Origin of the sequence: Priestia sp. RMT2NF4 (assembly GCF_047872835.1) — a bacterium.
Classification (GTDB): Bacteria; Bacillota; Bacilli; order Bacillales; family Bacillaceae_H; genus Priestia; species Priestia zanthoxyli.
On record NZ_JBLQZO010000003.1, the window covers coordinates 604,426 to 617,128 of the forward strand.

13 protein-coding genes and 1 riboswitch are annotated in these 12,703 nt (G+C 38.8%); of the genes, 7 read left to right on the forward strand and 6 right to left on the reverse strand.

What is annotated here, in order from left to right; translation table 11 throughout:
- Window positions 1-58 precede the first annotated feature (58 nt).
- A riboswitch (SAM riboswitch) is annotated at window positions 59-160 on the forward strand.
- 68 nt (window positions 161-228) lie between these two features.
- Both ACMX9J_RS16515 and ACMX9J_RS16520 read left to right on the forward strand, forming a co-directional pair.
- Window positions 229-471 carry a hypothetical protein gene (locus tag ACMX9J_RS16515; RefSeq protein ID WP_028414204.1) on the forward strand — a complete coding sequence of 81 codons (243 nt, stop codon included), beginning with the start codon at window positions 229-231 and terminating at the stop codon, window positions 469-471.
- 469 nt (window positions 472-940) lie between these two features.
- On the forward strand, window positions 941-2,554 hold the full coding sequence (locus ACMX9J_RS16520) for a M20/M25/M40 family metallo-hydrolase (protein WP_155010301.1): 1,614 nt from the start codon (window positions 941-943) through the stop codon (window positions 2,552-2,554).
- An 18-nt stretch (window positions 2,555-2,572) separates the two neighbouring features.
- On the opposite strand, the gene ACMX9J_RS16525 is transcribed toward ACMX9J_RS16520, so the two are convergent.
- Complete coding sequence (locus ACMX9J_RS16525; protein ID WP_155010300.1) at window positions 2,573-3,370, reverse strand: VOC family protein; 798 nt, start codon at window positions 3,368-3,370, stop codon at window positions 2,573-2,575.
- A 155-nt stretch (window positions 3,371-3,525) separates the two neighbouring features.
- The gene (locus tag ACMX9J_RS16530; protein WP_416226029.1) at window positions 3,526-3,933 is read right to left on the reverse strand and encodes a CotG/ExsB N-terminal domain-containing protein; all 408 of its coding nucleotides are present in this window, start codon (window positions 3,931-3,933) and stop codon (window positions 3,526-3,528) included.
- Between the two features lie 113 nt (window positions 3,934-4,046).
- Between ACMX9J_RS16530 and ACMX9J_RS16535 the strand changes: the two genes are divergently transcribed.
- Window positions 4,047-4,493: a GNAT family N-acetyltransferase gene (locus tag ACMX9J_RS16535; protein ID WP_033578349.1), complete on the forward strand. Its 447-nt coding sequence runs from the start codon at window positions 4,047-4,049 to the stop codon at window positions 4,491-4,493.
- A 256-nt stretch (window positions 4,494-4,749) separates the two neighbouring features.
- Here ACMX9J_RS16535 and ACMX9J_RS16540 read toward each other — a convergent pair whose 3' ends face one another.
- Window positions 4,750-5,919 carry an MFS transporter gene (locus ACMX9J_RS16540; RefSeq protein ID WP_416226030.1) on the reverse strand — a complete coding sequence of 390 codons (1,170 nt, stop codon included), beginning with the start codon at window positions 5,917-5,919 and terminating at the stop codon, window positions 4,750-4,752.
- Between the two features lie 174 nt (window positions 5,920-6,093).
- Between ACMX9J_RS16540 and ACMX9J_RS16545 the strand changes: the two genes are divergently transcribed.
- A complete protein-coding gene (locus ACMX9J_RS16545) occupies window positions 6,094-6,288 on the forward strand; it encodes a hypothetical protein (protein WP_098112672.1) in 195 nt (64 codons plus the stop codon).
- A gap of 31 nt (window positions 6,289-6,319) precedes the next feature.
- Here ACMX9J_RS16545 and ACMX9J_RS16550 read toward each other — a convergent pair whose 3' ends face one another.
- The 3 genes from ACMX9J_RS16550 to ACMX9J_RS16560 all read right to left on the reverse strand — a co-directional run bounded on the left by ACMX9J_RS16550 (window position 6,320) and on the right by ACMX9J_RS16560 (window position 9,507).
- Window positions 6,320-7,621 (reverse strand): NCS2 family permease, encoded by a 1,302-nt coding sequence (locus ACMX9J_RS16550; protein ID WP_013055916.1) that lies wholly within the window; start codon window positions 7,619-7,621, stop codon window positions 6,320-6,322.
- A 219-nt stretch (window positions 7,622-7,840) separates the two neighbouring features.
- Window positions 7,841-8,791 carry a sensor histidine kinase gene (locus tag ACMX9J_RS16555; protein WP_034270359.1) on the reverse strand — a complete coding sequence of 317 codons (951 nt, stop codon included), beginning with the start codon at window positions 8,789-8,791 and terminating at the stop codon, window positions 7,841-7,843.
- 17 nt (window positions 8,792-8,808) lie between these two features.
- Entirely contained in the window at window positions 8,809-9,507 is a 699-nt protein-coding gene (locus ACMX9J_RS16560; RefSeq protein WP_016763353.1) for a LytR/AlgR family response regulator transcription factor, read from the reverse strand.
- A gap of 175 nt (window positions 9,508-9,682) precedes the next feature.
- On the opposite strand from ACMX9J_RS16560, the gene ACMX9J_RS16565 reads away from it, so the two are divergent.
- The 3 genes from ACMX9J_RS16565 (at window position 9,683) to ACMX9J_RS16575 (ending at window position 12,685) form a co-directional block, all read left to right on the forward strand.
- On the forward strand, window positions 9,683-10,420 hold the full coding sequence (locus ACMX9J_RS16565) for an ATP-binding cassette domain-containing protein (protein ID WP_028414196.1): 738 nt from the start codon (window positions 9,683-9,685) through the stop codon (window positions 10,418-10,420).
- 1 nt (window position 10,421) lies between these two features.
- A complete protein-coding gene (locus ACMX9J_RS16570; protein WP_155010297.1) occupies window positions 10,422-11,588 on the forward strand; it encodes an ABC transporter permease in 1,167 nt (388 codons plus the stop codon).
- A 305-nt stretch (window positions 11,589-11,893) separates the two neighbouring features.
- Window positions 11,894-12,685, forward strand: a complete 792-nt coding sequence (locus tag ACMX9J_RS16575) for an aminoglycoside phosphotransferase family protein (protein WP_416226031.1) — start codon at window positions 11,894-11,896, stop codon at window positions 12,683-12,685.
- Window positions 12,686-12,703 lie beyond the last annotated feature (18 nt).

Below are 12,703 nucleotides of genomic sequence, written 5' to 3' on the forward strand. Positions count from 1 at the left end.
TTTTATTTTTCTATTTACGCGGATAGAATTGTTTGATAAAATAAACTTTAAATTAAAAAAGTTATCACGAGTGGACGAGAGATCTGGCTCTTTGACTCCACAGCAACCTACGAATGTAAGGTGCTCCTACCAGCAAAGCATGTGCTTTGGGTGATAAAACGGGTGAAAAACTCATTTTGCATCAAAGCAAAATGAGTTTTTTTTATTTTTCTAAAAGGAGAGGGTTTTATGAGTCATACAGCAGTTGCAGCACATACAGGAGAGAAAGCATTAAAGGAAGCCGTAAAATTATTAGGAAAGCATTATCAAGTAGCTTATCGTGAATTAGAAACATTTTATGAAATTGTGGTCGAAAACCATGTTCGTACATATGCTGTAGGCATAGATATTAAAGATGTACAAAAAGCAAATGAACTAGAAATTTATTCATCATGCTGTTCCAAGCTTGAGCGAGTAGGCTGTCTTTTATAGAAGAAGTTTGCTCGCGCCTCTATTTTTTTAGTGTTTTTAAATAGAAAGCATGTTTTTTGACAATTGAAGAATCTGGTGGGTATAATCATTACTCACTAGGTTTTAAAATTAATCATAAATTGTCGAAATTTTTACACAAATTAAAGGTTACATTCGAAATGAATTGTGGTATGTTATAAAACAAGAATATTTTATGAAAGGAGCATTGAAATGGAAATGTCTCTTGAACATGGAAACGATGCAGGAAGCGAACAGCTTATTGATCGTATCCTAGACTTTTTAGAAGATGACGAAAAGTAAAAAAAAGAGTGTGCGGTGCTAGCCCTAGCCGCGCACTCTTTTTTTATCATGTGCGTCAAGGAAGCGCATACTATGATACATAGGGATAGAATGAAAGGGTCTCTGTCAAAGGGATTGACGAATCGTTTTGTTTGATGAAAAATTTAGAAAAAGGAAAGAGATGAAGGGTATGTCGAACAAAACATCTTTGTATCAAACAAAAGAACAGTTAAAGAAGCTTGTAAGCGAATTGGTTTCTATACCTAGCGTGACAGGAACGATGGCAGAAGTGGAAATGGCTGAATCGATAGCGTCGTATTTATTGAAGCTGCCTTACTTTCAAAAAAACGAGCAAGTTGAGCTTCATTCAACAGGAGACGGGCGATCGATTGTCACAGCTTTTGTTGAAGGAAAAAATACGAATAAAACAGTTGTATTAGTCAGTCATTACGACGTAGTGGATGTACAAGATTATGGACAGTGGAAAAAGGATGCTTTTCACGCTGATACGTTAACGAGTACTTTTTATAATGATATGGAACAAGTTCCGGCGCACGTACAAAAAGATATGATAAAAGGAGACTGGCTTTTTGGCCGAGGAACGATGGACATGAAAGCAGGTATTGCTCTGCATATCAGTATGATTGAACGAGCATGCAACGGAGAGTTTGACGGAAACATCCTGCTTCTGTCGGTACCGGATGAAGAAGTAAATTCGCTCGGAATGAGAAAAGCAGTGCCTGTTCTTTTAGAACTTGCGTGCAAACATCAGCTGGATTTTTCTCTCATGCTAAATGCAGAACCAGTATTCAGCCGCTATCCTGGTGATCAAACGAACTATGTGTACTCAGGATCGATTGGCAAGATCATGCCAAGCTTTTTGTGTTATGGAAAAGAAACTCATGTAGGGGAACCGCTAGCTGGTTTAAATGCTAATTTACTAGCTTCTTATTTAACAAAAGAAATAGAACTAAACGTTGATTTTTGCGAAAAAGTAAGAGATGAAACGAGTCCACCTCCTACGGTACTGATACAAAAAGATTTAAAAGAAGAGTATTCCGTTCAAGTTCCGCACTCTGCCGTTGTATTATTTAATTTATTTATGTTAAACCGCTCTCTTAAAGAAGTAACAGATCTGCTGTTGAAATCGGCTGACAAAGCGGCTTTGAATGTAAAAAAACATTATAATAAAGCTGCTAGGCAGTACGCTGCGGGAATGGAGGGTTCATCCCTTGACGTGAACGTATGGACGTATGAAGAACTTTATACTCATGCAGTCAAACAGCACGGTGAAAAATATGTGCAAGAAATGGAAGCAGCACTTTTGGCACAAGAAGATGATGACAGAAATAAAACCATTAAATTAGTAAACTCTTTAGCTGGTTTATGTAAAGAAGCAGCTCCGATGATAGTCTTATTTTTTACGCCGCCTTTTTACCCGGCCGTTTGTTCACATGATGATCCGTTTGTACAAAGGATTTTGTCAAACGTACAGGCAGCTGCCAAAGAGCAATTCCAAGTGGAGCTAGTTGAACAAAGTTATTTTGGCGGAATTTCGGATTTAAGCTATGCCAGCCTGCAGCACCCGCTTCATACATTTAACACGTTAGTAGCCAATATGCCTCTATGGAATAAAGGATATCATATCCCGCTAGAAGAGCAAGAGGAGCTGAAGATGCCGGTGCTGAACATTGGACCGCTGGGAAGAGATGCGCATCAATGGACCGAAAGATTAGACGTTCAGTATTCCTTTGAGATTTTGCCTCACTTCATTTATCAAGCTATAAAAGAAGCACAGAAATAAACATCCGCCCGCGGATGTTTATTTGTTGAATTTAAAAGAAGCTCCTTGTACGGTAATTTGTTGCGGTGTTAGAGCGTGATCCAATTCAACCAAAAATGGACGCTCTCCAACTTTTTTTAATGTATTATGGACAACACCTTGTGTTCCGCTGCAAAAAATAAGGTTTCCTCCATTGACATATAGTTTTTGACAACGTGCATCAAGTAAAGAGTCTTTGTAGCTTTCGCCAGCCTGAACGTCCAGCAGTTTTGTCCATTTGCTGATGGATTCTTCAAGGTTATGTACAGCACAGTAAATGTTTTTTAGCTGCAGCTGACCGGCTTGATGGGAAGAAAGAGCCGCTAGCTTTGGCTTGCGTTTTTCTTCTGGTTCACCCCACTCAATAAAGAAAGGAAAAGGGAGGGCATCATGGTCACCTTCAATAAAACACATTTGCCATTGAAGTGTTTCTCCATTATTAGTTTGACGAGACCCCGCTACAGGGCCTTTTACAGTGTAGCCCTTGTCTTTCAGCTCGGTTATGAGCAAATCCATATCATCTGTACGAAGGGCAAATCGCCCAAAATGACCAAACGGCGTATGTTCGTTAACAAGCTGCTGAATAAGGTCATTATCTGTAACTGTTTGAGCTAATGCGATATCTGTAAGCCCAAGCCACTCAATATAGCTCAGGTGAAAATAAGCCAACGTGTTAAAAGTGCCCCATTTTTCATGGGTACCGCCTTTAATAACATTGATTCCGTATTCGTTTAGTTCTTTCTGAGCTTTAATAGGATCAGGTGAAAAATGAACAAGGTGATCAAAAGATAGGCGCATGGATAGTCCTCCTTTTAAGAGAGAGTCTTTCCTATTATTATACTTTGTTTTCTCCTTCAAGAAGAATGAAACGAATAATTATGTAAAATAAAAAACAGAAATCGTTAAAAAAAGCAAGCCGCGTATGTTTTAGACTCGGCTTGCTTTAGAGTTAGTTAGCGACGGCAGCCATGCCCTTTAAAGCAGCAGCCAAATGATTTATTAAACCATGGATATGAGCAGCAAGGTGAACCGCAGCGACAGCGGCGACGGCTAGAACGGCGAGTAGAACGGCGAGTAGTGCAGCGAGTAGAACGGCGAGTAGTGCGACGAGTAGAACGGCGAGTAGTGCGACGAGTGGTGCGGCGAGTAGAACGGCGAGTAGTGCGGCGAGTAGAACGGCGAGTAGTGCGACGAGTAGTGCGACGAGTGGTGCGGCGAGTAGAACGGCGAGTAGAACGGCGAGTAGAACGACGACGAGAGCGTCTGTGAAGAGCAGTTGGCTCTTGGTACATAAATGTTTCAAGCTCAGTAGAAGCAAGTGCTTCTGTTGCTTCTCTAATTCTTTCAGCAGTGATATGCATATAAACACCTCCTGGCTAATTCGGTACATAATACAATATGTACAAGGAAGGTGTTTGGATATAGTGAAAACATGGAATTTGTCTAAATTTGTGAAAGAAATGGAGTGGTTTTCATGCTTCAAATCCTCGAACATCAAAGAGTGGATATCGCTCTTCAAATAGTAGCTGTGCAAGTAGAAGCTTATCAAGAAGAAGCAAGGCTCATTAGCTTTTCAGATATTCCTCAGCTTACAGAAAGCAAAGAAGATGTTATGAAAAGCAAGGAAGTGTTTATCGGAGAAATAATTGAAGGTAAGCTAGCAGGCGTGCTGTCGTTTGAAAAAGAAAATGAGCGATTAACGATTTGCCGCCTTGTTGTGCGTCCTCGTTACTTTCGAAAAGGAATCGGAAGCCGTCTTTTAACATATGTACTTCAAAGATATTCAGAATGTGAGTGTATGGTTTCCACAGCCGAAAAAAATACACCTGCGATTAAGCTATACGAAGCTCATCGGTTTTCAATTATAAAACACACTGCAGCTGCGGATAATCTTGTGTTAGTAACGATGAAAAGAGATTGAGACATAGCTAAATTAATCCAAAGACTAACAAATTGGCTACATGAGCTAGTAGGAATCGGCTGTTGATTTCCCTACAAGGCTTCGCTTTCCGCAGGAGTCTTCGCCTTGCCCTCCAATCACCAGCTAGAAGTACCTACATACATGAAACTTACGTTTACCATAGCAATAAAAAAATCCGAACGCGTTGGATTCTTCATCAAGAATCTCGATTCATCGTTCGGATCTTCCTTCAGCTAAAATACTTTTGTCTCAGCCTCTATGATGATAGTGTTTGCTCAGAATAATCTAGAGCTGTATGGCGCTGAATCAGCAGTAAAGCAGCTAAAGTGACAACCGCTCCAATAATAAAAGGCAGCGTCATATTTAGTTTAAAAGCAAATGCACCAAGCAGAGGGCCAAAAATACGCCCTAAGCTATCCATTGAAGCAGTTAGCCCCGAAGCAGAGCCATATCCTACTTTGGTTCTCATCGTAATTAATGAGAGGACACAAGGGCGAATAAGGGCATTTCCTGCTGTAAATATGCACAGAAATAAGGTAGCGTTAGCTGCACTAGAAGATAACAAAATAGACGTGAATCCTATTGCTGAAACCAATAAGCCAATGGCCATCAGCTTTTTTTCCTTTCCTTTTTTAAATCGCTGTAGCACACCGCCTTGAATCAACGCTTGAGTTAAACCGCTCGCCATAAACATCCATCCGATTGTCGTGGGAGTAGCATTAATTTTCGCTATTTGAAAAAATTGAAAAGTAGCTTCTAATCCAGCGAGCGTAAAAGTCGCTAAAAATGAAAGAACATATAAATACTTCATAGCTCCTTGAAAATCTGACGTGAAGTCATGCCATCTGGATGTCTGTACTTTAGCAGCAGGTTCTTTTCGTAACGATTCTTTTAACGTAAAGAATGAGAACGCTGTCATAATCAGTGACAAGATACCAGAGATAACGAAGGGAACAAACAAACCGAAAGATGAAAGGATGCCGCCTAATGCCGGTCCAAAAATAAAGCCTAAGCCAATCGACATTCCTAACAGTCCCATTGCTTTCGTACGGTTTTCTTCATCTGTACTATCAGAAGCGTATGCAAAAGCACAAGGAATAACAGCTCCTGCAAACAAACCTCCGATGATGCGTGACGTATACATCAGAGTCAGAGAGTTTTCTGCCACCGAAAAAAGAAAAAAGCTTGCGCTAAAGCCAAGTAAGCCCCAAAGTAAGATGGGACGGCGGCCTTTTATATCGGAAAGCTTCCCCCAAAAAGGTGCGGTAATAAAAGATGCGATCGAATAGCTAGCCATTAGTATCCCTAAATTGACCGTGCTTGCACCCGTGGCACGAATAACTTCAGGTACGATGGGGATGATCACTCCAAAGCCGACAAATACCATAAAAATAACAAACATTAACGTTCCAAGCTGTTTGTTCATATGCAATTAAGCCCCTTTCTCTGTAGAACATGCCGTGAGTTTAGTATACCAAATACAAAGACGTTTTTTACGTATATTTGGTAAAAAGCGCTTTATTTATAAATGGATAACTATGTTAATATTTACCTGTTGCGCTGAAGCTGATAAAATTAAAAGAAAAGGGACGTGAAGCGATTGCCAATATGGATTGTATTTGCTGGGATTATAGGCGGTCTTTTAGGATTTGGGGCGCTAGTGGATTATATAGCTAAAAAGAGAAGTATCGAGCTAGATCCAGAAGAAGGGATAAAGAACGCTTCTGAGGCAGAACAAATCTATGTAGAAAATTATCTTTATCAAACAAAAGAAAATAACAATCACTTTCAATAAAAAAAGCTTGGAGAGAAATCTCCAAGCTTTTTTAATGAGGTAAAAAGATGAGCTGATAGAGAAATAAAACAGCAAAGACATACACAAGCGGATGAACTTGTTTGCCTTTTCCTTTTACCAGCTTCATTAACGGATAAGAAATGAAGCCAAGCGCAATTCCTGTTGCAATACTTGATGTAAGAGGCATCGCTAGAACAACTAAAAAGGCAGGGAACGCTTCATCAAAGTCATTCCAATTAATTTTAGCTACAGCACCCATCATCAAGCTTCCGACAATAATTAATGCAGGTGAAGTAATAGCTGCTACACCAGAAACCGAGCTTACAACCGGGCTAAAGAACGCTGCCACGATAAATAGAATGGCTACCGTCACGCCCGTTAGACCTGTACGTCCGCCTGCTGCTACACCAGATGAAGATTCAACGTAAGCGGTTGTTGGGCTTGTACCAAATAAAGCGCCAATCGTTGTACCAAATGAGTCAGCAAGCAATGCTTGACGCACGCGAGGCATCTTATTACCTTTCATAAGACCGGCCTGTTGAGCTACGCCTACCATTGTACCTGTTGTATCAAAAATCGTCACAAGTAAGAAAGAAAAAACAACTGTGTACAAATCATGATGAATAACATCTCCAAAAGCAGCAAAAGGATTTGAAATCATTAAGCCATCTGGAAGGTGAGGGGAAGCAAACAAACCTTTATCAAATGAAAGCTGTCCTCTAAAGAAAGCAATTAATCCGGTAATAATCATACCGAAGAATAAAGCGCCGTTTACATTTAGCGTATATAAAATGATTGTAATCGCAAGTCCAATCAGTGTTAAAACTACTTTTTCAGACTGCAAATCACCAAGTCCAATTAAATTTGATTTATTTGCAACAATAATACCGGCTGAACGAAGCCCGATAAAAGCAATAAATAAACCGATACCAGCACTGATTGCGTGCTTTAAATTGTTTGGAATAGCTTCAATTAATTTTTCACGAAACGATGTTAACGATAGGATGATAAAGATAATACCCGCTACGAATACAGCTGAAAAAGCAGTAGCATAGTCGATACTTCCATTTGAACCGACAACTAAAGCAGCAAAGTATGCATTCATTCCCATACCGGGAGCAATAGCGATTGGATAGTTAGCTGCAAGAGCCATCCATAGCGTAGCTACGACTGCTGAAATAATAGTAGCTGTAAATACTTGATCAAAAGGAACGCCGGCGCTGGACAAAATAACTGGGTTCACAATGACGATATAAATCATGGTTAAAAACGTTGTAATACCAGCTAAAATCTCCGTTTTAGCATCCGTGTTATATTCTTTTAACTTAAACATAAGTAACCTCCAAAAATAACGAACATTAAAAGCAACATGATATATAATATTCGTTTTTTACTCGAAATGCAATAGATTTGCATATAAAAAATCAAAAACTAAAAAAGTGACGATAAAAGAGCTAAAACAAGTGTGAAATATTTCTTTTTTTCGGTGCTTTTTATAGTGTGTGCGTATAGAAGAGGCTCATACGAAAAAAAGCCGCTTAGGCTATAGCGGCTATGTTGCTTGTTTTGATGAAACGACTATTGGAAATTTTATTTTAATGGAAAGAGTTAAATCGTGATACGTATATTCCAAGCGTCCGTGGTAGTTGGAAACAAGTTCAGAAATGATCCACGTGCCAAGGCCTTCGTGGCGTTCTTTCTTTTCTGTCACATGAAAAGAAGTAAACAAGTGATCTTGACGCTCTCGTGATAAAGGAGCGGTAGAATTGCTGACTTCTAAAATGTAAATGCCACTTCGAATCATACTCGAAACGGTTATCTCTTTTTTCTCAGAAGAATGAGCGGCTTCTAAAGCATTATGCAGTAAATTCATGATGAGATTCATTTGGTCAAGGTGCTTTAAAGGCAGCTGTGATAACGGTGAATCTAATTGAACATTCATATGTATTCCCCACGTATGTGCTTGATTCTTGCTTTGATGTACAACAGAAGCAACGTGCGAATGTTCACCTTGAATATATGAATGGGTATCATTCAAAGCTTCAACGTAATCTTGAATATACTCTTGTGCCTGCTGTCTTTGGTTTGTTTCTAGAAGATAGGATACGGCGCTGACATGTTTAATAAAATCATGTCTTTCAGCTCTTAACGCTTGAAAAAGCTCATTGTTTTTTTGAATTTCACGTGAAGCACTGCTTTCCCGGTTAGCTACGAATATGTATTGTTGATAAGACGAAAACATGTCGGTCATGTAACCAATCATTGTGATAACGGTAAGGCCAATACTAAGAGGTGAAGATAGGCTAAATAAAAGCAGAAAAAAAGACGTCAGTACGATTGCTTTTTTTATCGTTAGTGAAGGAGCCGTTTGATATTTCTTTCTCCATATAAAAAATGAACCAATTATAAAAGAACTAAGTAGGAGATGTAAACTAACAGGCAGGTCTTTAAAAAAGAGGAGCACGAAAACAGTTAGTAAAACTAGTGTGTAAAATAGTTTCATTTTAGATAGTCCCTCCTTTAAAAGTACTCTTTTTGCAAAATGTCTAAATTTGTTTTCGTGATTAAAGCTGTTTTTTCGGTGCTTTGAAACATCACGGAGTAGGAGTGCTTAGTATACAGGGAGAAATTTTGAATATAGGAAATGTTGATAATAAAAGCTCGATGCGACCTTAGAAAATGACTCGCTGTTAATTCTTTTTCAATTTCGTTTAATGATTGATAGGTACTAAATTCTCCATTTGTCGTTATGATGGTGGTAGAGCGACCCGTTCGCTCTGCAAATATAATATCTTGTTTGTTCAGCACTTGCATTTCGGTTTTTTGTTTTAAAATAAGCTTATCTCTTGTATCAGTTGATTGTTTTTTTTGATGAAAACGCTGAATGCCTTTTAACAGACGCTCTTTAGAATAAGGCTTCATAATGTAGTCCAAAACGTTGAGTTCAAATGCATGAACGGCAAAGCCGCTGTGCCCAGTGACAAAGATGACTTGAATATCAAGTGCGTAAGCATTGATAAAGTCTGCAAGCTCATAACCTGATAGCTTTGGCATTTCAATATCTGTAATTAATAAATCAATTTCATTTTTTTTAATTTCGTTATAAGCTTCCTCCGCGCTGCTAGTCGAAAAAAGTATGTCTATATCATCTTCTCTTTCTAAAGAAATCCTCAATTTTTCTAAATCATATGAATGATCATCCACTAATCCTACCTTCATAAATAAAAACCCTCTTTGTTTTATTCTATTGGATATTACCACACTATTTTACCATGATTTACAAGATAGAAAGGACGTTTCGCGACATAAAAAACCCTCTTTATGACAAGATGGAAGATGCTGTATAAAAAATAAGCTAAGATAGAGTCAATCACAGTAAAAGGGGAGAGCGGATATGATTGAAATCAAAGGTGTGACGAAATATTTTAAAGAGAAAAAGCAAACAATTACAGCTGTTCAAGATATTCATGTAACCATCGCACAAGGAGAAATTGTAGGACTATTAGGGGAAAATGGAGCGGGGAAAACAACTCTTTTACGTATGCTGTCGACTGTACTTGAACCATCGGAAGGTAATATGTTCATTCACGGAATAAACATTCATAAACAGCCTGATAAAATAAAGAAAAAAATCGGCGTGCTTTTTGGCGGTGAAACAGGTTTATATGACCGTTTGACTGCGCGTGAAAACTTATCTTATTTTGCTAAGTTTTATGGAATGAGCAAACATGAAACAAAGATAAGGATTGAGGAACTGGCCAAACGTTTTGGAATGAAAGACTACTTGGACCGTCGCGTCGGAGGCTTTTCAAAAGGAATGCGTCAAAAAGTAGCCATTGCACGCACTATTCTTCATAACCCGGACGTTATCCTATTTGATGAACCGACTACAGGATTAGACATTACATCAGCAAACATGTTTCGCGAGCTTATTAAAAGTCTGCAAAGAGAAGGAAAAACGATTGTTTTTTCCAGTCACATTATGGAAGAAGTGGAGATGCTGTGTCAATCTATCATTATGATTCATAAAGGAAAAATGATTTATCAAGGAACAAATGAACAGCTGTATAAAGAAGAGGAAAGTACAGACTTAAACTACATCTTTATGTCGCGTATCGTGAGGGGGGCTTAATATGATTTGGCATATTTATAAAAAAGAGTTAATAGATTGTTTGCGAGATCGCAAAACGATTATCTTTAGCGTGTTGATTCCGATTTTATTAAATGTAGGGATTATCTTTTTTGCAGACAAAATGATGGCTAGTGATCAAACAGATTCCATGTCTGTAGCTGTTACAAAAGATTCTGATGCCAGTGTGATCGACTGGTTAAAAAACGATGACAATATTAAAGTAATTGAAAGCAGAAATCCACTCAGTGCTGTAGAACAAGGGAAAGCGTTAGCGGCGTTAAAGCTACCAGACGATTTTTCTTCAGAAGTGCGTAAGATGAAATCGCCAGAAGTTACTGTTTATACGGATTCAGCGAGCATGAACTCAGGTGCTACCGCAGAGTATATACAAAATATACTGAATAAAAATCGAGAAGCTATAGTTAGCGAACGCTTAGACCAACTAAATGTGAATAGTCAAACGATAGCTCCGTTTAATGTGGTTGAAAAAGGAGTGTCTAAAGAAGATGACGGCTCTTTAACAATGATTGCAATGTTTGCGCCAATGATTATCATTATGGGCGTTTTTGGGGGGATTCTTCCTTCAGCAAATGATATTTTTGCAGGTGAAAAAGAACGGAAAACAATGGAAGCTTTATTGATGTCTCCTGTAAAACGAACGCAATTACTGGTTGGGAAATGGCTTACTATCTCTACATTTGGTATATTGAGCGGTCTTTTGTCCACATTTACATTTGTTTTGTCTGTACGTTATTTAACAACCGTATTAAATAATGCACTGCAGCTCAACGGTCATGTTACAACCTTTATCTTCTCGTTTTTAGTCACCCTTACCCTGCTAGCACTTCTAGGAGCTATGGTATTATGTATTCTTAGCCTTTTAGCAAGTTCGGTTAAAGAAGCGCAGAGCTATACATCTCAAATTGTGATGGTAGCGATACTTCCATACTTTTTACTGATGGGAAAATCCGTACATGAACTGCAACCAAGCGGATTTTTAATTCCTATTTATAACGTATTTGCACTTATGAAACAGCTTCTCTACGGTGTCTATGACATGCAGAGTCTCGTTTATACAATAGGAAGCTTATCGGTTTGTACGGTTGTTTTATTATCAGTTGGTTATACGATGTTTACCAAAAGCCGCTGGGTGCTTGGTAAAGGGTAAGAGACTGGGCAAAAGTAGTTTAGTTGAAGGAAGGTCCGAACGAGTAATCGTTCGGATTTTTTTATTGGAATGGTGAACGTAGGTTTCAAGTATGCAGTTAGTTGCTTCTAGCTGTTGATTGGAGGGAAAGACGGAGACTGCTGCGGGGAAAGCGAAGTCTTGCACGGAAATCAACAGCGGTGTCACAAGCGCTTCATAATAGCTCATTTACCCCATTTGTTTGTATTAAATTGAAGTGATTTCGTTATGTCTCAACTTTTTTGTAGGGAAAGAGTAACAAAAAGAGAATGTAGAAAGAAAGGGGAGTGGAACAATTGCATCCTATTATAGTAGAAGAAATTCCTCATTCGATAAAAGAGTATGTAAAGCAAATCGAAAAAGTGACGTTTCCGAAGCAAGGGTGTACATCGGATGTCGGTATTCTTCATACCGCTAAAGGGAGATATGTTTTAAAGCGGGCAAAAAGGGAAAAGTACAGAAAATGGTTATATAAGGAATATTATGTATTAAAAAATATACGCGCTCTGGAAGAATGTCAAAGCCCGATCGCTTACAAATTCGTTCAAACAGCAGAAGAGAGCTGGATGCTGCTAGAATTTTTTGAAGGAAAGACGGTAAGAGAGTATTTAGAGAAGGAAGATAATGAAAAAAAGCGTGAGCACGTTGTCTATGAAATGGGGCATCTTCTTGCTCGTATTCACAATGCTGAGTGTCCAGAACGATTAGTGAGTAAGCAGCCGTGGATCCACCGAATGCTGCAAGAGGCAGAGTACAATTTAACTCACTATGAGGTAGACGGAAATCAACGGCTGCTAAAACAACTGCAGAAGCAAAACATGATATGCAAACAAGAGGTACTTATTCACGGAGACTACACGATTGATAATGTACTTGTACACGACGGTCAGATAACAGCTGTTATTGACTGGAGCGGAGGAACTTTAGGAGACGCTCGTTATGATATGGCGCTGGCTGTTCGTTTTGAAGACGGAATCTTTACAGGTAAAGAGCGCGCGTGTTTTTTTAAGGGATACGGCAAGAGGATTTCACAGAGCGAATTTTGTTATTTTGCAGAAGGTTTATACGAGTTTTTCTAGGGAATAATGACATCATTT